18 protein-coding genes and 1 pseudogene are annotated in these 19,770 nt (G+C 62.0%); 11 read left to right on the top strand and 8 right to left on the bottom strand.

Features of this window, described 5'->3' with window-relative positions:
- Positions 1-4: 4 nt before the first annotated feature.
- The 4 genes and pseudogenes from AC1D1N_RS15245 to AC1D1N_RS15230 all read left to right on the top strand — a co-directional run bounded on the left by AC1D1N_RS15245 (position 5) and on the right by AC1D1N_RS15230 (position 3,100).
- Positions 5-766 (top strand): GNAT family N-acetyltransferase, encoded by a 762-nt coding sequence (locus AC1D1N_RS15245; protein ID WP_477349408.1) that lies wholly within the window; start codon positions 5-7, stop codon positions 764-766.
- A complete protein-coding gene (locus AC1D1N_RS15240; RefSeq protein WP_112561367.1) occupies positions 763-1,284 on the top strand; it encodes a CoA-binding protein in 522 nt (173 codons plus the stop codon). The genes AC1D1N_RS15245 and AC1D1N_RS15240 overlap by 4 nt, the downstream gene beginning before the upstream one ends.
- 181 nt (positions 1,285-1,465) lie before the next feature.
- The gene (locus AC1D1N_RS15235) at positions 1,466-2,746 is read left to right on the top strand and encodes an O-acetylhomoserine aminocarboxypropyltransferase (RefSeq protein ID WP_477349406.1); all 1,281 of its coding nucleotides are present in this window, start codon (positions 1,466-1,468) and stop codon (positions 2,744-2,746) included.
- A 2-nt stretch (positions 2,747-2,748) separates the two neighbouring features.
- Positions 2,749-3,100 (top strand): annotated as a pseudogene (locus AC1D1N_RS15230) (cupin domain-containing protein).
- 13 nt (positions 3,101-3,113) lie between these two features.
- Here the strand turns inward: AC1D1N_RS15230 and AC1D1N_RS15225 are convergent.
- The 4 genes from AC1D1N_RS15225 to AC1D1N_RS15210 form a co-directional block, all read right to left on the bottom strand.
- On the bottom strand, positions 3,114-3,818 hold the full coding sequence (locus AC1D1N_RS15225) for a transporter substrate-binding domain-containing protein (protein ID WP_477349404.1): 705 nt from the start codon (positions 3,816-3,818) through the stop codon (positions 3,114-3,116).
- 42 nt (positions 3,819-3,860) lie between these two features.
- The gene (locus AC1D1N_RS15220) at positions 3,861-4,928 is read right to left on the bottom strand and encodes a hypothetical protein (protein ID WP_477349402.1); all 1,068 of its coding nucleotides are present in this window, start codon (positions 4,926-4,928) and stop codon (positions 3,861-3,863) included.
- A gap of 20 nt (positions 4,929-4,948) precedes the next feature.
- A complete protein-coding gene (locus AC1D1N_RS15215) occupies positions 4,949-6,196 on the bottom strand; it encodes a cytochrome P450 (RefSeq protein ID WP_477349400.1) in 1,248 nt (415 codons plus the stop codon).
- Positions 6,197-6,303: 107 nt separating this feature from the next.
- On the bottom strand, positions 6,304-6,894 hold the full coding sequence (locus AC1D1N_RS15210) for a hypothetical protein (protein ID WP_477349398.1): 591 nt from the start codon (positions 6,892-6,894) through the stop codon (positions 6,304-6,306).
- Between the two features lie 318 nt (positions 6,895-7,212).
- On the opposite strand from AC1D1N_RS15210, the gene clpP reads away from it, so the two are divergent.
- From clpP to AC1D1N_RS15190, 4 genes are all read left to right on the top strand, one after another.
- On the top strand, positions 7,213-7,842 hold the full coding sequence (gene clpP / locus AC1D1N_RS15205; protein ID WP_436259655.1) for an ATP-dependent Clp endopeptidase proteolytic subunit ClpP: 630 nt from the start codon (positions 7,213-7,215) through the stop codon (positions 7,840-7,842).
- Between the two features lie 294 nt (positions 7,843-8,136).
- Complete coding sequence (gene clpX, locus AC1D1N_RS15200; protein WP_023682305.1) at positions 8,137-9,411, top strand: ATP-dependent Clp protease ATP-binding subunit ClpX; 1,275 nt, start codon at positions 8,137-8,139, stop codon at positions 9,409-9,411.
- 274 nt (positions 9,412-9,685) lie between these two features.
- The gene (gene lon / locus AC1D1N_RS15195; protein WP_112561374.1) at positions 9,686-12,097 is read left to right on the top strand and encodes an endopeptidase La; all 2,412 of its coding nucleotides are present in this window, start codon (positions 9,686-9,688) and stop codon (positions 12,095-12,097) included.
- A gap of 198 nt (positions 12,098-12,295) precedes the next feature.
- Positions 12,296-12,568, top strand: coding sequence for an HU family DNA-binding protein (locus AC1D1N_RS15190; protein ID WP_112392385.1), 273 nt, complete (start codon positions 12,296-12,298; stop codon positions 12,566-12,568).
- A gap of 87 nt (positions 12,569-12,655) precedes the next feature.
- Here AC1D1N_RS15190 and AC1D1N_RS15185 read toward each other — a convergent pair whose 3' ends face one another.
- Positions 12,656-13,678: an aldo/keto reductase gene (locus AC1D1N_RS15185; RefSeq protein ID WP_477349526.1), complete on the bottom strand. Its 1,023-nt coding sequence runs from the start codon at positions 13,676-13,678 to the stop codon at positions 12,656-12,658.
- 176 nt (positions 13,679-13,854) lie between these two features.
- On the opposite strand from AC1D1N_RS15185, the gene AC1D1N_RS15180 reads away from it, so the two are divergent.
- From AC1D1N_RS15180 to AC1D1N_RS15170, 3 genes are all read left to right on the top strand, one after another.
- On the top strand, positions 13,855-14,421 hold the full coding sequence (locus tag AC1D1N_RS15180) for an SIS domain-containing protein (protein WP_477349396.1): 567 nt from the start codon (positions 13,855-13,857) through the stop codon (positions 14,419-14,421).
- Between the two features lie 5 nt (positions 14,422-14,426).
- The gene (locus tag AC1D1N_RS15175) at positions 14,427-15,170 is read left to right on the top strand and encodes a creatininase family protein (RefSeq protein WP_477349394.1); all 744 of its coding nucleotides are present in this window, start codon (positions 14,427-14,429) and stop codon (positions 15,168-15,170) included.
- A gap of 78 nt (positions 15,171-15,248) precedes the next feature.
- Positions 15,249-15,731: a hypothetical protein gene (locus AC1D1N_RS15170; protein ID WP_477349392.1), complete on the top strand. Its 483-nt coding sequence runs from the start codon at positions 15,249-15,251 to the stop codon at positions 15,729-15,731.
- 18 nt (positions 15,732-15,749) lie between these two features.
- Here the strand turns inward: AC1D1N_RS15170 and AC1D1N_RS15165 are convergent, their stop codons facing one another.
- The 3 genes from AC1D1N_RS15165 to AC1D1N_RS15155 all read right to left on the bottom strand — a co-directional run bounded on the left by AC1D1N_RS15165 (position 15,750) and on the right by AC1D1N_RS15155 (position 19,549).
- Positions 15,750-16,667, bottom strand: a complete 918-nt coding sequence (locus AC1D1N_RS15165; protein ID WP_203279388.1) for a carbohydrate ABC transporter permease — start codon at positions 16,665-16,667, stop codon at positions 15,750-15,752.
- Between the two features lie 9 nt (positions 16,668-16,676).
- Positions 16,677-17,792 (bottom strand): carbohydrate ABC transporter permease, encoded by a 1,116-nt coding sequence (locus AC1D1N_RS15160; RefSeq protein ID WP_142868055.1) that lies wholly within the window; start codon positions 17,790-17,792, stop codon positions 16,677-16,679.
- A 92-nt stretch (positions 17,793-17,884) separates the two neighbouring features.
- Positions 17,885-19,549 (bottom strand): ABC transporter substrate-binding protein, encoded by a 1,665-nt coding sequence (locus AC1D1N_RS15155; RefSeq protein ID WP_477349389.1) that lies wholly within the window; start codon positions 19,547-19,549, stop codon positions 17,885-17,887.
- Between the last annotated feature and the right edge of the window lie 221 nt (positions 19,550-19,770).

Raw genomic sequence — 19,770 nt, 5'->3', positions numbered from 1 at the left:
GCCGATGAGCCAAGCCGAAGAGGATCTGAACTGGCGGAGCGAACAGGCTTGCCGCGAAGCCTGGCCGGCGGTTGTCGAGACGGTTGTCGACGGCTGGCTTCTCAGGCGCTCCGGCGGCCGGACCCGGCGCAGCAATTCGGTCAATCCCTTGCGCGGCAAGCGCGGTGCGCCTGAGAGCGTGCTCGACGTCGCCGAGGCATTCTATGCCGGCCATGGCCAGACACCGTTGTTTCGGGTTCCCGGCATTGCCGCCGAAATGGACACGCTCCTCGACCGCCAAGGCTACGATCTCGAGGGCGGAACCATCCACCTCTATGGCGGGATTGATGAGTTGGTGGATACCAGCGACGAGCACGTCACCGTGTCGCCGACGCCCAGCGAGGACTGGTTCGCGGCACGGTTCCGCATGGGCGCCTATGACGATACGGATCGCCGCGTCTTTCGCGAGATGCCTGGGCTGATCATCGGCGACAAGGCGTTCGTATCCTGCGAGCGTGACAGCGAAATTGCCGCTTTGGCCTATGGCGTCATCCGTGATGGCCTGCTTGTGGTGGAGTCGGTCGAGACCGACAGCCGGTTCAGGCAGCAAGGCCTCGGCCGCAAGACCGTCGGCAGCCTGATCGGCTGGGCGCGGCGGGCAGGGGCCTCGGCGGCCTGCCTGCAGGTCGTCGCCGACAACGCGCCAGGTCGCGCGCTCTATGCCTCGCTTGGGTTCACCAAAGAACTCTACCGCTATCACTACCGCAGGAAAGCGATTGCCGCATGAACCACGACGCCTACGACAATGCCTATATCGGCGGCATCCTCAATTCGGTGAAGACCATCGCCATGGTCGGCGCGTCGGCCAATGACGTCAGGCCGAGCTTTTTCGTGCTGAAATACCTGCTGGCCAAGGGTTTTTTGGTCTTCCCGATCAATCCCGGACAGGCCGGCAAGGAAATCCTTGGCCGCATGACCTATGCCAGCCTTGCCCATCTGCCAGAGCCGGTCGACATGGTCGACATTTTTCGCGCGTCGGCGGCGGTGCCCGGCATTCTCGATGAGGTGCTGAAGCTGAACCCTTTGCCAAAAGTGCTCTGGATGCAGCTCGGCGTGCGCAATGACGAGGCAGCAGTCCGCGCCGAGGCGGCAGGCATCAAGGTGGTGATGAACCGCTGCCCCAAGATCGAATATGGCAAGCTTTCGGGCGAGATCGGCTGGACCGGTGTCAACTCGGGTGTGCTGTCATCGAAGAAGCCGCTGATGCGGTCGGGATTCCAGAGTTTTGGCGTGCGCCAGAAATAGACCGCGATCCCGAAAGCCATGCTCGGTTCCCAGGCGAGCAAAATTATTCCGGGAAGCGATGAAGTTCCCCGCGCGTTCATCGTAGATCGCTTGCCGAAAGGTATTTTCTTCTTTGCATTCGTGGCTGCGGTTCGCCAAGAATGCCCACGATTTTCAGAAGGTTCAGGAGAGGGAGGTTTCGATGACCCGTACGCCCGGTTTCAACACGCTCGCCGTCCATGCCGGCGCCAAGCCCGACCCGGCGACCGGCGCACGCGCCACGCCGATCTACCAGACGACCTCCTTCGTCTTCGACGATGCCGACCACGCCGCGTCGCTGTTCGGGCTGAAGGCCTTCGGCAACATCTACACCCGCATCATGAACCCGACCCAGGCGGTGCTGGAAGAGCGGATCGCAGCACTTGAAGGCGGCACGGCAGCACTTGCCGTCGCCTCCGGCCACGCCGCGCAGGTGCTGGTGTTCCACAATCTGCTGACGCCCGGCGACAATTTCGTCGCTGCGACAAGGCTTTACGGCGGCTCGATCAACCAGTTCGGCCATGCCTTCAAGAATTACGGCTGGGAAGTGCGCTGGGCCGACACCAACGACATCTCCACCTTCGAGAGCCAGATCGACGACAAGACCAAGGCGATCTTCATCGAGAGCCTGGCCAATCCGGGCGGCACTTTCGTCGATATCGAAAAGATCGGCGACATCGCCCGCAAGCACGGCCTGCCGCTGATCGTCGACAACACGCTGGCCTCACCCTATCTGGTGCGGCCGGTCGAGCATGGCGCCGACATCGTTGTCCATTCGCTGACCAAATTCATCGGCGGCCACGGCAATTCGATCGGCGGCGCCATTGTCGATGGCGGCACTTTCGACTGGTCGAAATCGGGCAAGTACCCGATGCTGTCGGAACCGCGCCCCGAATATGGCGGCCTCGTGCTGCACGAAACCTTCGGCAATTTCGCCTTCGCCATTGCCGCGCGCGTGCTCGGCCTGCGCGACCTTGGCCCGGCGATCTCGCCCTTCAACGCCTTCCTGATCCTGACCGGGCTGGAAACCTTGCCGCTCAGGATGCAGCGCCATTGCGACAATGCGGTTACCGTCGCGGGCTGGCTGTCCAACCATCCCAAGGTCGCCTGGGTGAACTATCCCGGCCTGCCCAGCGACAAGAACAACGCGCTGCAGAAGAAATACTCGCCGCAGGGCGCCGGCGCTGTCTTCACCTTCGGCCTGAAGGGCGGCTACGAGGCGGGCGTCAAATTCGTCGAGGCGCTGGAACTGTTCTCGCATCTGGCCAATGTCGGCGACACCAAGTCGCTGGTCATCCACCCGGCCTCGACCACGCATCGCCAGCTTTCCGACGAGCAGAAGGTCAAGGCCGGTGCTGGGCCGGACACGGTCCGGCTTTCCATCGGCATCGAGGATGTCAACGACATCGTCGCCGATCTGGAACAGGCCCTGGCCAAGGTTTGATCATGGCCGAGCCAAAATTCCTCTCCATAGGCATCGACTGCGTCGACGCCGAGCATGGTGCGCCGGCGCCGGATCGCCTGATTGCGGGCGATCCGAAATTCCGCACATGGAATGTCGAGGAGCGCGACGGCGGTCTATACGCCGGGATATGGGAAGCCACGCCCGGCAAGTGGCGCATCGTCTATGATGAGTGGGAGTTCTGCCACATCCTGGCGGGCGTGTCGGTGATCGCCGAGGATGGTGGTAAGGCGCGTTACTGTGCGGGCGGGCGACAGTTTCGTGCTGCGGCCCGGCTTTAGAGGCAGCTGGGAAGTGCTTGAAACGACTCGCAAGGAGTATGTGATCAAGCTCTAGCCAGCGGTCGAATTCACAGAAGGCGATCGATGTCGGCGCCGGAAAATCCGTGCTCGCCCATCATCTCGCGGTGCCAGGAACTGCCCAGCACATCGCCGAGGCAGGAATCGATGCGCCGCCGCAACGCCGCATTGCCCTTGGCGAGCGCAAAGGCACCAGCAGCCGGCCGTTTTTCCGCCGCGGGAACGTCGATGACGGTGAGCGGCGCATCGGGGTGCCTGCCGACATAGCCGCGATGCGCCATGGCGACGCTGGCATAGGCATGCACCGCACCGGCAGCGACGGCGGCAGCCGCTTCAGCCTGCGTGGCGAAGACCTTGATGCGCGCAGGCGGAACACCGTTTCGCAGGGCTGTCTGGTGTTGGATCTGGCCTGATATGATGCCGATCAAGGCTGCCGGATCGTTGGCAACGGACCGGTAGCCGTCGAAGGCACGCGGGTTGCCCTTGGCGACCAGAAGCCCGTCAGGCAGCATCCAGATCGGCCGGGTGAAGTCGACAAGCATCCTGCGCTCTTCCGACACGAACAGGCCCGTCGTCATGTCCCATCGACCATCGACCAGCCCGGGGAGCAGTTCGGCAAACTCAGTCTCGGCCGGCGAAAATGCCTCCGCCAGCAGTGCGCAGACTTTCTCCGCCAGCTTGGCGTCGCAACCGTTAGGTGCTCCGGAGGGGTCGGTAAAGCAGAAGGGAGGTTCTTGCAGGAACGCGAATCTCATCAGCTCGACCCTATCATTCCGGCGCTTGTAGCTGGCGGTCGACTATTTCGCCGGAAATTGGCTGAGGCATGCGTCGGAGGCCTTGTCGTGCTCGGCCAAGAGGTCGGCGTTTCCGGCATCGACATCACTGTCGGATATCTCATCGCGATAATATTGCGTCAGCAGGTCCAGCCCTTCCTGCTTCACACCTTGCGTTGGCATTTCGCGGGCCAGGCAGCCGCAGAGTCCAAGCGCCCGGTCCGGCGAGCCGACCTTGCGGTTGCTCAGGATGAAATCCTGCGTCGGGCAGGCACTGATGAACTCATTGAATTCGAGTTTCTCTTGCGTCTGGTCGCCATGGTTGAAGTAGGCCGGCTGCCACTGGCTCTTGCCGCCGATGATATCGCAGCCGGTTGCGGTGTCGCTTGCGCTGGTGGCGATGGCCTGCCAGGCCTTCTCCTTGTCGCCTGTCGGATAGTCGAACTTCTCGCCGAGCGAGGCGGCATATTGATCGAGGTCGGCCTGTGTGAAACCGATCGCCTGAAAGCGATTGAACTGGCACTGACATTCGCCGGCGACCCTTTCGGCCTCGCCCTCTTCGGGCTGCTCGTTTGACCTGCTTTTCTGGCAGGCAGCGATGAAGCCGGCACCGTCGAGCGAGGTGGCAGGGAAGGTCGAGACATCAGCATAGCGATCGCCCGTCCAGCCAAACAGCTTCTGGTCGAGCTGCAGGTCGATGAAGCTGTTGCGTTTGAAAGCGCCGAGCCCGACCCTGTCCGGGGGCGTCAGCCTGGCACCCGGAATGTCGCCGAGAACCTCGCGATAGCTGTCGCCTTCCAGCACGAACAGGAACAGTCCGCACTTCACCCCGTCGCAGACGGGATCCGAGACATAGACATAGACATAGAGCTCGGAGAACCCGTCGAGATTGAAATCGACCTCATAGGCCCAGAACTTGTCCGCGGGCACCGCGGCACCTGTCTGGCGTTCCAGCAGACCGGCCGCCATTGCCCGTGCCACGGCGTCGCTGTTTTCCTGCGGGATGTTTTGTTGCTGCGCCGATGCGCTGGCGATGCTGGCGCACAGCAAGGCGAGGGCGAATGCTATCGTCCGGGTCGAAAACAGTCTCATTTTAGCACCCCGGCCTCGCGTCAGAACCTGACGGCGAGCCTTTCCAGCCCATGGAAGTGGTAAGTGTCGCGGAAGCGCGGCTCCTCCGCAAGATGGAGTTGCGGCTGCCGCTCGAACAGTGTTTTCAGCGATACCTGCAATTCCAGCCGCGCCAGCGGCGCGCCGATGCAGAAATGAATGCCGGCGCCGAACGAGACGTTCTTCTGGTCGGCGCGGCCGGGCCGGAAGACCTCGGGTTCGGCAAAGGCAAGCGGGTCATGGTTGGCCATGCCGAGCAGCAGGCCGATCGTCTCGCCCGGTTGTACGACAACCCCTGATGTCACCTCGATCTCATGAGAGGCGTAGCGGGTGAACATGTGCAGCGGCGCGTCGAAGCGCAGGCATTCCTCGACCGTGGCCGCGGTAGCCTCCGGCGAGGTGAAGAAACGGCCGGGATCGCCGCCTTGCGCGAGCAGGGCACGCACGGCGTTGCCGGTCTGGTGGACCGTTGCTTCGTGGCCGGCATTGAGCAAAAGGATGGCGGACGAGACCAGTTCGTCCTCCGAGAGTTTCTGGCCATCCTCCTGCGCCGCGATCAGCAGCGACAACAGATCGTCGCCGGGCTTTTTGCGCCGCTCGGTGACGTAGCCGCGCAAAAAGTCGGAAAAATCGTGCGCGGCGCGATTGGCCGTCTCCTCTGTCTCGCGGGTGCGGCCGTGCATGTACATGGCCACCATCTGGTGCGACCAGTCGAGCAGTTGCGGCCCCATCTCGACCGGCACGCCGAGCATTTCGGCAATGATGGTGATCGGCAAGGGTGCGGCGAAGGCAGGCAGCAGATCGACCTGGCCCGGTTCGAACCGGTCGATAAGCTCATTTGCGAGCGTTTCGACGCGCGGCCGCAGCCGCTCGACCTGCCGCGAGACGAAGGCGCGGTTGACCAGCGTCCGCAGCCTGGTGTGCACCGGCGGCTCCAGCTCCAGCATCGAATTCACCTCGATGCCGTCGAAGGCGGCGAGATGCGAGCGATCCTCGCCGATGCCGCGGCTGTCGGGAATGCCGGCCGGATTCTGGCGGCCGAAACGGCGGTCGCGCAGCAGCCGGTTGACGTCGTCGAAGCCGCCAAAACACCAGAAGCCGAATTCTTCCCAGAAGTAGGCGTTCGATGCGCGATGCAGGAAGGCGTAGGCGTCGTAAGGGTTCTGGAAAAACGCCGGTTCGTGCGGATCGAGCCGCAGGCGGCGCGCGGCTGGATCAAAGGAGAGGTAGTGCGGCATGGATTTGGTCATGCCAGACCATTAGCGCGGCTTGCCAGCTTGGTGCCAGACCGTATGTTGGCCACCGACGGGCCTATGGATTGAGCCAGCCGGGACGGCTCTCGACGACGTGCCGAAGTCTAATCCTGGCAATGGCGCGCAATATGCACGCGGCGCCAGCTGGTCGAGCCTTCCTGCACCACCACCCGGCGCGCCACCCGCTGGTATGACGGCGCAATCTCAGTGATGTGCCGCCGCTCGGGCCGCACCAGCACTTCATGCGCAACGCTCTCATATTCGGCCGGCAGCACGACCCGGCGGGTACGCGCGGGTTCAATCTCTACCGTTTCGGCGACACGCGCATAGCGCGCCTTGCGCCAGATCTTGCACAGCACCCGGCGGCCATGGATGACGCGCCATTCCCAGGCATAGCCGCCATCGTTGACCTTGACCGTGTGATAGACGGTGCGGGTGACGGCCGGCACGACCTCATAGGTGACGCGGGGCGGCGCGATCTGCTCGACGCGCTCAAGCGTGCCGTAGATCGGCGGGTCGTAATCGACCAACTGCCCGCCGGGGCTGACCATGACGTCTTCATAGACGGTGTCATAGAGCGCGGGCCTGTGCACCGGCTCGTAGCATTCGACGGCGCGGCCGCCGGCGACCGCTTCGGACACCATGCCGAGGCCGGCCAGGCCGGAAATGGCGAGGCAAGCTGTTTTCCTGATCATGGCACTCCCCCTGTTTGAACGCGAAAACGCAGGTTCAACATTGAATTGTAGGGTATGGTTCTCTTGGGGAAAGCGGTTTCGCCGCATTTCGTTAAGCGATGCGGTTAAGGAATTGCTACACCCGAAAGCACGGCCGACCGCGTGCGGGCTTCCCCTTGCGCGGAAACCTTGATTCGACTTAACCAGATGGCTAGGAGAAGGCGGCCTTGCGCTAGGGTGAGCCGGCATCCTATTTACATCCTAACCGTCCAGAACCGATTCTGCCCGATTGCTAATGTTTCCGGCGCCGGAATCCCCATCTCCAAAAAGGGATAGTCCATGAAGAACCCCGTCGAAACCTACATGAACCTCGTTCCGATGGTGGTCGAGCAGACCAATCGCGGCGAGCGGGCTTACGACATTTTCTCGCGGCTCTTGAAGGAGCGCATCATTTTCATCACCGGCCCGGTCGAAGACGGCATGGCGACGCTGGTTTGTGCACAGCTTTTGTTCCTCGAGGCCGAGAACCCGAAGAAAGAGATCAACCTCTACATCAACTCGCCAGGTGGCGTGGTGACCTCGGGCATGGCGATCTACGACACCATGCAGTTCATCAAGCCAGCGGTGTCGACGCTGTGCATCGGCCAGGCCGCTTCGATGGGCTCGCTGCTTCTGACCGCCGGCCACAAGGATATGCGTTTTGCCACGCCGAACGCCCGCATCATGGTGCACCAGCCTTCCGGCGGCTTCCAGGGCCAGGCTTCCGACATCGAGCGCCACGCCCAGGACATCATCAAGCTGAAGCGCCGCCTCAACGAGGTCTATGTCAAGCACACCGGCAAGAGCTACGAAGAGATCGAAAAGACGCTTGACCGCGACCATTTCATGACCGCCGACGAAGCCAGGGATTTCGGCCTCATCGACAAGGTCATTTCGTCGCGCGAGCCGGTCGAAGGCGCTGCCGCATAAGGCTGCATGGCAGTTGGATGGCGGTATAACGCGCTTTTGCTGGGATTTGCGGCATTTCGGCCACAATTGGCTGTTCCCTCGGCGGATGGGATTGCCTACGTTAATGCTATGTTGATTTTCGACGGCTTAGCTTTGTGCGGGGTTGGCGCGAATCATTGCTACGTTTTCTGATTTGTGTTTCGTACGGATTGCGTTGCGGGAGCCGGGACACTGGCGGCGGCGAATTCCCGCGATAGATAGAATATGCGCCGTTCCAGCCAGACCATCGGCGGGCGGCGATGAAAGGACAGGAAAATGAGCAAGGTCGGCAACAACAGCGGTGATTCCAAGAACACGCTTTATTGCTCGTTTTGCGGCAAAAGCCAGCACGAGGTGCGCAAGCTGATCGCCGGCCCGACGGTGTTCATCTGCGACGAGTGCGTCGAGCTCTGCATGGACATCATCCGCGAGGAGAACAAAACCTCGATGGTGAAGTCGCGCGAAGGCGTGCCGACACCGCAGGAGATCCTCAAGGTCCTCGACGACTATGTCATCGGCCAGCCCTACGCCAAGCGCGTGCTGTCGGTGGCCGTGCACAACCACTACAAGCGCCTGGCGCATGCCGGCAAGAACAACGACGTCGAGTTGGCGAAGTCCAACATCCTGCTGATCGGCCCGACCGGCTGCGGCAAGACGCTTCTTGCGCAGACGCTGGCCCGCATCATCGACGTTCCCTTCACCATGGCCGACGCCACGACGCTGACCGAAGCCGGTTATGTCGGTGAGGACGTCGAAAACATCATCCTGAAGCTGCTGCAGTCGGCCGACTACAATGTGGAGCGCGCCCAGCGCGGCATCGTCTACATCGACGAAATCGACAAGATTTCGCGGAAGTCCGACAACCCCTCGATCACCCGCGACGTGTCGGGCGAGGGCGTGCAGCAGGCGCTTCTGAAAATCATGGAAGGCACGGTCGCCTCCGTGCCGCCGCAAGGCGGCAGGAAGCATCCGCAGCAGGAATTCCTGCAGGTCGACACCGCCAACATCCTGTTCATCTGCGGCGGCGCCTTCGCCGGGCTGGACAAGATCATCTCGGATCGCGGCAGGAAAACCTCGATCGGCTTCGGCGCCATCGTCGCTTCGCCCGAGGATCGTCGCACCGGCGACGTCTTCCGCTTGGTCGAGCCCGAGGATCTCCTAAAGTTCGGCCTCATTCCAGAGTTTGTCGGCCGTCTGCCGGTTCTGGCGACGCTTGAAGACCTCGACGAGCCGGCGCTGATCCAGATCCTGACCGAGCCGAAGAACGCGCTCGTCAAGCAGTATCAGCGGCTGTTCGAGATGGAGAGTGTCGACCTGACCTTCCACGAGAATGCGCTGTCGGCGATCGCCAAGCGTGCCATCGAGCGCAAGACAGGCGCCCGCGGCCTGCGCTCTATCATGGAAGCGATCCTGCTCGACACAATGTTCGAACTGCCCGCGCTGGAAGGCGTGCGCGAAGTGGTGATTTCGGAAGAAGTGGTGACCGGCAGCGCCCGGCCGCTCTACATCTATTCCGAGCAGAAGGAAAAGAAGGGCAACGTCAGCGCCTGACATGGCATCTGGCCCAACCTTTTTATGGAACGGCGCCCCTTGGGCGCCGTTTTGCTGTGGTGAGGTATCAGACCTAGTGCTGGAGTGGACGAACGGCCCGTGTTGACCCTTGATCTTTGCCCCTTGTACATCCAACTAACACTGGAAGGCCGTGGTGCCGAATTCTGTGCTGTAAAACTCCCGTCACAAACGGTGGTAGGCGGAACGACCAACGGTCGTTAATATGAGATTCGCGGTTGGCTCAATTAGCGGCCGCGACATGAAAGGTTGGACAATGGCCAAAATATCCAAGGCTCCCAGCGACGGCGTCTTCGCAGTCCTCCCACTGCGCGACATCGTGGTGTTCCCGCACATGATCGTTCCGCTCTTTGTCGGGCGTGAAAAGTCGATCAAGGCGCTGGAAGAGGTTATGGGTCAGGAAAAGCAGATCCTGCTTGCCACCCAGATGAATGCCGCCGATGACGATCCTGAGCCCGATGCGATTTTCGACATCGGCACGCTCGCCAATGTGCTGCAATTGCTGAAGCTGCCCGACGGCACCGTCAAGGTGCTGGTCGAAGGTGCTTCGCGTGCCAAAATCGTCTCGTTCACCGACCGTCCGGACTTCCACGAAGCCCGCGCTGCCGCGCTGGTAGAGCCGGAAGAGGAAGAGGTTGAGGTCGAGGCACTCGCCCGTTCGGTCGTCACCGACTTCGAAAACTACGTCAAGCTGAACAAGAAGATCTCGCCCGAAGTGGTGGGCGCTGCCAGCCAGATCGACGACTATTCCAAGCTCGCCGATACGGTCGCTTCGCATCTCGCCATCAAGATCCCTGAAAAGCAGGAGATGCTGGCAACGCTTTCCGTCAAGGAGCGGCTGGAAAAGGCGATGGGCTTCATGGAAGCCGAAATCTCCGTCCTGCAGGTCGAGAAGCGCATCCGCTCGCGCGTCAAGCGCCAGATGGAGAAGACGCAGCGCGAATACTACCTCAACGAGCAGATGAAGGCGATCCAGAAGGAGCTCGGCGAAGGCGAGGACGGCCGCGACGAGGCAGCCGAGATCGAGGCGCGCATCAAGAAGACCAAGCTCTCCAAGGAGGCCCGCGAAAAGGCGGAAGCCGAGTTGAAGAAGCTGCGGACGATGTCGCCGATGTCGGCTGAATCGACCGTCGTGCGCAACTATCTCGACTGGATCCTGTCGATCCCGTGGGGCAAGAACTCCAAGGTCAAGCAGGACCTGGCTTTCGCGCAGAACGTGCTCGATACCGATCATTTCGGCCTCGACAAGGTCAAGGACCGCATCGTCGAGTATCTCGCCGTGCAGAGCCGCCAGAAGAAGCTGAAGGGGCCGATCCTGTGCCTCGTCGGCCCTCCTGGCGTCGGCAAGACCTCGCTCGGCAAGTCGATCGCCAAGGCGACCGGCCGCGAGTTCATCCGCATGGCGCTCGGCGGCGTGCGTGACGAGGCCGAGATCCGTGGTCACCGCCGCACCTATATCGGTTCGATGCCCGGCAAGGTCATCCAGTCGATGAAGAAGGCCAAGAAGTCCAACCCGCTCTTCCTGCTCGACGAGATCGACAAGATGGGCCAGGACTTCCGTGGCGATCCGTCATCGGCCTTGCTCGAGGTGCTCGATCCCGAGCAGAACTCGACGTTCATGGACCATTACCTCGAAGTCGAATACGACCTTTCGAGCGTGATGTTCGTGACGACGGCGAACACGCTGAACATCCCTGCGCCCTTGATGGACCGCATGGAGATCATCCGTATCGCCGGCTACACCGAGGACGAGAAGATCGAGATCGCCAAGCGTCACCTGATGCCCAAGGTGGTTCGCGACCACGCGCTGCAGCCGAAGGAATTTTCGGTCAGCGAGGACGCGATCCGCGGCATCATCCAGACCTACACCCGTGAAGCGGGCGTCAGAAGCCTGGAGCGCGAGCTGATGAAGCTCGGGCGCAAGGCGGTGACCGAGATCCTGAAGACCAAGAAGAAGACGGTGAGCATCACGGCGGCGAACCTCGCCGACTACCTCGGTGTTCAGCGCTTCCGTTTCGGTCAGGTCGAGGCTGACGATCAGGTCGGTGTCGTCACCGGTCTTGCCTGGACGGAAGTCGGCGGCGAACTGCTGACGGTCGAAGGCGTCATGATGCCCGGCAAGGGCCGCATGACGGTGACCGGCAATTTGCGCGACGTGATGAAGGAATCGATTTCGGCGGCGGCCTCCTATGTCCGCTCAAGAGCCGTCGATTTCGGCATCGAGCCGCCGCTGTTCGACAAGCGCGATATCCACGTGCACTTGCCGGAGGGCGCCACGCCGAAGGACGGACCGTCCGCAGGTGCCGCCATGGCGACAGCCATTGTGTCGATACTGACGGGTATTCCGGTTCGGGCCGATGTGGCGATGACTGGCGAGATAACGCTTCGCGGCCGCATCTTGCCGATCGGCGGCCTCAAGGAGAAGTTGCTTGCCGCACTGCGCGGCGGCATCAAGAAGGTGCTGATCCCGGAAGACAACGCCAAGGATCTGGCGGAGATTCCGGACAATGTGAAGAACGGCATGGAGATCATTCCGGTCTCACGCGTCGGCGAGGTTCTGAGGCATGCGCTGGTGCGCATGCCGGAGCCGATCGAGTGGGTCGAACCGGTCAATCCGCCGGCCACGACCGACAGCGCCGACGATGCTGGAAAGTCGCTTGCACATTAGTTTTTGCTAAGGGTGCAGTGCACAAATGGAAAGCCGGGCCTTGAGCCCGGCTTTTTCATGTGAAAAACCCACCTTTTCCGGGCTTTTTCGCACTTTTTCCGCGCTTTTCGACTTGGTTGCGGGAACGCTTCTTTCTAAAGTCCGTTTCCTGCCGGACGAGTCGAAGAGTTCCGGTTTTTCTCATGGAAGGGAATTTTTATGAACAAGAACGAACTGGTTTCCGCTGTCGCTGAATCCGCGAGCATTTCGAAGGGTGACGCACAGTCGGCGGTCGATGCGGTGTTCTCCGTCATCACTGGCGAACTGAAGAAGGGCGGCGATGTACGGCTCGTCGGCTTCGGAAATTTCACCGTCTCCAAGCGTGCGGCGTCGACTGGCCGCAACCCGCAGACTGGCGCGGAAGTGAAGATTCCGGCGCGTACCGTGCCGAAGTTCTCGGCCGGCAAAGGCCTCAAGGACGCGGTCAACTAAGACCATTTTTTCTTTTCAGAGAATCTTGAAAAGCCGGGTTCGCCCGGCTTTTCTTTTGCCTCGACGGCAACGCGACACGGCAGGCCGTCAGCCCACCGGCGCGTCGGCCCTCATCAGGCCTTCCTGCTTGAGATCGGCCCAAAGTGCCGCGGGCAGCTTGGCGTCGAGCAGTGCGCGGTTGCTTTCAACCTCGGCCGGCCGCTGGCCGCCGGGGATGACCGACACCACGGACGGGTGCAGCAGCGGGAACTGCAGCGCTGCCTCGATCAGCCTGATGCCATGGCGCTTGCAGACCGCCTCGATGCGCCCGACACGATCCATGATGTCGTGTGGCGCCTCGGAGTAATTGTAATAGGCGCCTGGCTTCGGCCCGGTCGCCAGTATGCCGGAATTGTAGGGGCCACCGAGCACGATGCCGATGCCGCGCTTTTCACAGAGCGGCAGGAAGGTGGCAAGCGCTTCCTGCTCGAGCAGCGTGTAGCGCCCGGCCAGCAGGAACAGGTCGAAATCGCCGCGCTCGGCCAGCGTCTGGCAGACCTCCCATTCGTTGATGCCGCCGCCGAACGCCTTGATCACACCCTGGTCGCGCAGCGCAAGCAGTCCGTTGTAGCCCGAGGCCATGAACTCCTCGATACGCTGGTCGGACGCTTCCTTGCTGCCATGGGTGAAGATGTCGAGGTCATGGACGAAAAGGATGTCGATGCGGTCGACGCCGAGCCGTTCCAGCGATGCCTCGAACGAGCGCATGACGCCGTCATAGCTGTAGTCGTAGATTTCGCGGCGCGTCGGCGTGTCGAAGAACTTGCCGATGCCGGTGCGCTCTTCCGGTGGGCAAACGCTTAACAGGCGGCCGACCTTGCTCGACAGCACATAGTCGTCACGGCTTTTGCCGCGCAGGAAGGCATTGAGGCGTGTTTCGGCGAGACCTAAGCCATAGAGCGGCGCGGTGTCGTAGTAGCGGCAGCCGGTCGCCCACGCCGCTTCCAGCGTGGCATTGGCATCCGCGTCGGGGACGGCGCGGTAGAGGTTGCCGAGCGGCGCGCTGCCGAAGCCGAGTTCGGTGAAGTCGATGCCGCCATTGCCGATGCGGTCGAAATGCCGTGTCTTCATGTCGCTTGAGATTTCCTGGATTGATTTGTCTGACATGACACTATCACGCCGGTGGCACAGCAAAAGCCGCGGCGGCTGTTGGACACGCATTTTCGCGGTGATAGCATGAACAAAAACAAGCCTTTCCCGGCAAATGCGCAACCGGAAATCCCGGCCACAACCCTGGCGGAACCCTGATGACGAATGCCGGCTCGGATATGTTCGCGACCGCCCTGCAAGAGCTGGGCGCCGTGCTGGCGCGCGTCGACGAAGCCGGCATCGACACTGCTTGCGCAACGCTTGCCCGCGCGCAAAAAATCGTCGTCTATGGCTGCGGCCGCGAGGCCTTGCAGCTCAAGGGCCTCGCCATGCGGCTCTATCACCTTGGGCTCGACGTGTCGGTGGTCGGCGACATGAACACGCCCCCTCTTGGCCCGGGCGATGTCTTCCTGGTCAGTTCCGGCCCGGGCGAGACCACGACGGTGCTCACCTTGATGCAGGTTGCCCGCCAGGCCGGCGCGACGGTGCTGCTGCTCACCGCCGAGGCTGCGGGCAGTGCGGCCGCACTTGCCGACTTCACCTTGCTCATCCCGGCGCAGACCATGGCCCGCGACCAGGGGCCGCAAAAGACATCGCTGCTGCCGATGGGCTCGGTCTTCGAAGGCGCTTTGTTCCTGCTGTTTGAGGTGATGGTGCTGAAGCTCAAGGGGCTGACCGGCCAGTCGTCCGAAGCCATGCGCGCGCGCCACACCAACTTGGAGTAGGCGCGATGCGCTACGAATTGATGCTGCCGCACCAGATCCGCAAGGCGATCGCCGAGAACTGGCCGGTCGCCCTCCCGCTCGGCGTGCTCGAATATCATGGCGAGCACATGGCCGTCGGCATGGACACGCTGGCCGTCATCAAGACGCTGGAGCTCTACGAAAAGGAAGCCGACATCGTCATCCTGCCGTCCTTCTATTACGGCGCGGCGAGCTATGCGGTGGCAGCACCCGAAGGCAGCGGTTCGGTGCAGGTTGGCGGCAATCAGCTGGCGCCGTTCGGCGAGGAACTGTTCTACAGCCTGCTACGCATCGGCTTTCGCAACATCCACGCGATCATCCACCACCAGACCGAGAATTTCGCGGCGGGGATGCCGACCGATCTCGCCTTCAAGACTGCCGGCCGCCAGGCGATCTTCCGCTTCCTCGAGAAGCAGCGCGGCGAGGGCTGGTGGGGCTCGAACGAGATGGCCGACTATTATTCCGAGCACGCCGCGGGCGAGAATTTCTTCAACTGGGTGCAGGTGCATTCGCTGATGTCGGCCGCCATGAACGGCAAGTACCCGTTCGACCATGCCGGCATCGGCGAGACCTCCCTGATGCTGGCGCTGTGCCCGGAAGCAGTCGATGCCGGACATTTCGCAGACAACACGAGCTGGTACACGGCAAGTGCGCCGGAGGCGTCCGCCGAACTCGGGCAAAAGGGTGTCGCCATGATCCTCGATCACCTGCGCGCCATTTTGAAGCCCTGACCAATAGCCGGGCGTGCAGGCTTAGCATCGTTACGGCTTTTTCACCTTCCGCCGCCATCGTCGGCTTGGAGGCATGGCATGGACGAGATCAGCAGGGACGGGCGGTTGCGGCACGACATTCCGATGCATGTCGCCAAGCGCCTGTTTCTCGGGCTTGCCGGCCTGTTCTGCATTGTCATGCCGACATGGGAGCTCTATCGCGGCGTCTGGCCGTTGAGCGTCGCCAGCCCGTTCTTTCTCTTCATTATTTTCGGCGCCTATGCCGTCGGCATTCCGCTTGTATATGCGGCCATCTTCAGCCCGGCGGTGCGCTGGATCGTCCGCCGCGGGCGTATCGACATCGTGCTGCGCAACCCGATCTTTCTGCGCCGGCATCATGTGCTGCCGGGCGACATAGCCAGCTTCAGTCTGCGGACAATCGAATGGGACAGTGGAGGTCCAACCTACACGGTCGTTTTGACGACCGTGAACGGCGAGCGATTTGAGACGCGCGACTTCGAAACTACCAAGACCGCGGAGATGTTCCGAGACCGGATAAAATCGGTGCTCACGGGAGCATAGGCCCGCCTCAGCAACGGCTTACTTCACCGCGCCCGCCGTCATGCCCATGATAAGATACCGCTCCAGCGCAATCCCGATCACCGCCAGCGGCGCGATCGCCGCGGTGGCGAGCGCCGCCATCGACCACCAGTTGATGCCTTGCGAGCCGGTTTGGCTCGCCACCATCACGGGGATGGTCTTGGCATCGGTCGAGGTCAGCAGCGCGGCGAAGAAGTACTCGTTCCAGCACAGCACCATCGCCAGGATAAAGGCAGCGACCATGCCAGGGAGCGCAATCGGCATGACTATGCGGAAAAAGGCGCCCCAGATCGACAGCCCATCGACCAAGGCGGCTTCCTCGAGCTCGACGGGGATCGAGTTGAACTGGTCGCGCATGATCCAGATGACGATCGGCAGCACCATCAGCGTGTAGAGCAGGATCAGCCCGATGCGGGTGTCGAGCAGGCCGACTTCGCGGTAGAGCACCAGGAAGGGCAGGGCCAGCACCACCGGCGGCAGGATCAGCTGCGACAGGAAGAAGAACGAGATGTCCTCGTTCTTGAACCAGGCGAACTGGTAGCGGTAGCGGGTCAGCCCGTAGGCAGCGAGGCTGCCGATGACGATCGCAAGGCTCGATGCACCGACCGAGGTAATGACGGAATTCATGAAGCGCTTGAAGAATTCCTCGCGCACCGTCGAGGTCTGGAAGATCGAATCCGGCGACAGGCCGAGCGAGCGCCAGCCCTTCCAGTCCGGCTGGAAGTCGACGAACGGGATGAGGTGGCCCTGGGTGACGTCGACGGCCGTCTTGAACGAGGTGGTGATCGTCCAGTAGATCGGGAACAGGCAGATGAAAGCCCAGAACGCCAGCGCGCCGTAAATGAACACGCGATTGGCCAAAAAGCCCACCGGCGAGCGGATTTCGGAAGCGACATAGTCGGTGGTCTGGACGCTCATGATCCCCTGTCAGTTCACGTTGCGCACGAAGCGGTTGGCGAATTTCAACAGCCAGGTCACGAACACGACGATGATGACGAGATAGGCCATCGCCAGCATGGTGCCGTAGCCGACATTCGAACGGTCGCGGTACTCGCGGTAGATGAAGCTCGAGACCGAATCCGTGGCGCCGCCGGGGCCGCCGGAGGTGACGGTGATGATGATATCGGCAAGCTTCAGCTTGAAGATGATGCGCAGGATCACCGCCGTCACCGACACCGGCAGCATCAGCGGGAACGTGACCTGCCAGAAGGTCTGCCAGGTCGTGGCGCCGTCGACGCGTGCCGCTTCCAGCACGTCGCGCGACATCGCCTGCAGGCCGGCCAGCAGCATGATCATCATGAACGGGATGAAGGTCCAGGCATCGAGCACCATGATCGAGATGCGGGCGGTGATCGGGTTGGAGAAGAAGGCGGGGTTTTCCCAGCCGAGATGACGCGCCAGTGTCGCCGCCGGTCCGAAACGGTACTCCATCAGCGATTTGCCGATCATCCACGACACCGCCACCGGCGACAGCATCAGCGGCATCAGGAAGACGACGCGGAAGAACTTGCGTGCCCGGATCTGCGCGTTGAGCAGCAGCGCCAGGCCGAAGGCGATGACGTACTCGACCAGCACGGCGAGCACATAGAGCACCATGTTGAACAGCGCATTGCGATAGTAGGGGTCGGCCAGCATCTGCCAGAAATTGTCGAGGCCGTTGAACTTGCGGCCGGCGAAGGACGACAGGTTCCAGTCGGTCAGCGCGATGTAGAAGCCGAACAGCGTCGGGAAGATCACCATGGCGATGGTGAACAAAAGCGCCGGCAGCAGGAACAGCGCGCGCTGGCCGTCCTCGCCGCGCGTCAGCACCTGGCCGACGCCAAGCGCCACGCCCCACAGAATGTAGGCGTAGACGATGGGGCGCCAGGTCTCGAAACCGAGCGTGGTGACTTCGCTCTTGTAGAGGATCTGCAGCGCGATCACCGCCAGCAGGCCGAGCGTGGCTAGCGCCATCACGGCAAAGCCAAGCTGCTTGCGGCTTGGCGAGATCAGATCGGCTGGACCGGCGTTTGCCGGCCATGCATTGGTGGTCTGGTCAGCCACGCGTCCCGTCCGTTCAAAACTATGCCTGCGACCGGCCCGAGCCGGTCAGGTCCGGCGGCTCTGCGCCGCCGGACCCATTTCACGATAACAGTCTACATGCCGAGCGAGGCCTTGTAGAGCTTGATCTGGTTTTCACGGCCGATCTGGTCGGTCAGCTTTTCCCAGGCCGCGGCAATGGCGTCAGCGCCTTCCTGCGCCTTCATCTTGCCGGCGAATGTGTTGGCCAGAATGTCCTCGGCAGCGGAATAGTACTGGAAGATGCCGGGGATGCGCGGCTCGATCGCCGCGTTCGGATGGTTGTAGCTGTCGGCTTCCGACTTGAGATACGAGGTGATGAACGCCTCGTCGTAGCCTGCCGCCACCCATTCCGGAATGTCGAAATGCGAGTTGCGGTAGGGCTGGAAGCCCGACGGATACATCGCCGTCCAGATCGACAGGTCCTTGCCGCCGAGATGGGCGGCGGCCGACCATGCCGCCTTCTTCTTCTTTTCGTCGCTATCGACTCGGGCCATGACATAGACGCCCCAGCCGAGATAGGCGCAGTTCGGCGCATAGTTCGGGCCGCTGGCGAGCTTGTCCCAGGCGCCGGTCTTGGAATTGTAGACATCGTCGGATCCCGGCAGGATCGAGAAGCCGGTGATGTCGCCTACGACCGAGCTATCGTTGGTCTTGACGTTGGAGCCGACGTCACCCCACCAGGTGACCATCGAGCCAGTGCCGGCCAGGAACTGCTGGAAGGCGGTGGTGTTCGGATCGGCATTGATCTGGTCGGCCGGTTCCGAAGGCAGTGCGTCGATGACGTCCTGGATGGCGCGCACCCAGGCTGGATTGTTGACGCGCGGCTTCATCGTGTCGGCATCGAACAGCCAGGCCTTGTCGTCTGGATGCTTGGCATAGGCGGTGGCGCGGCTACCGAGAAAGTAGAAGCCGAAACCGCCCCAGGCCTTGGGCGCATCGAGATAGCCAAACACGTCCTGGCCCTGGAACTGCTTGCCCTTGAGGAATTTTGTCACCGCCTGGACTTCCTGCCAGGTCTTCGGCACGCCCCATTCGGTGGTCGCTCCGCCATCCTTCCAGGCCTTGGCGAGGTCGGCATCGGCAAACACGTCGGTGCGGTAGTTGAAGTTGTGCGCATCGCCGTCGACGGTGACGCGGTACTGCTTGCCGTCCCACGTGCCGACCGGCGGCTGCAGATAGGCGACGACATCCTTCATGTCGATCTGCTCTTTGACCCAGTCCGGCATTTCGGAGGTCAGGCCCTTGCCGCAGACATCGCCTTCGAACGGCGCGCCCATCTCGATGATGTCGAAATCGACGGTGCCGGTGGCGATCGACTGCTGCAGGCGGGCATTGTAGTCGGCCTGCGCCAGGTCGATCCAGCTGATCTTGGCGCCGGTATAGGCCTCCCACGGCTTAAGGAAACCGCGGAACAAAACATTGTGAAGGTTCTGGTTGTTGAGGCCCATGAAGGTGAGCTCGACGCCGGCGAATTCGCCTTCCTTGACGTTGGCCTTGGTGGCTTCCAGGCAGAGTTCGCCGACCTTCTGGAAGTCGGAATCCGTCGGCTGGCCTTTGCCGACGCCGGGGATCTGCAGGATTTTGGAGCGCAGTTCGCTGGCGGCGGCAGCCGGGCGCGTGAAAGCGCCGAGCCCGGCGCCGGAAGCAGCGGCGATTGCGGCCATCGAGGCCGCACCTTTGAGTATGTCACGCCGGGTCGCACCCGCGCGGACGAGTTTTTCGTACAGACCGACTCTCATCTATTCCTCCCAGAACACAGTCGTGAATTGAAATACCAATCCTCAGACGCCGAAACGTCGACGGTTCTCCTTTATCACACGGGGACGTGGGACCCCACCCTGCGTCGCCTGAAGCTCCGATTTTCGGGAAAAAATCCGACTGTCGGATTGGCACTCGCCACTATTCGCGTAATCGATTACCTTGTCAACACGAATGACTTTTTATCTATAAGATACTGACT

This window comes from Mesorhizobium sp. P2_B5 (assembly GCF_056404775.1).
This window is presented reverse-complemented; position numbering and strand designations above follow the sequence as displayed.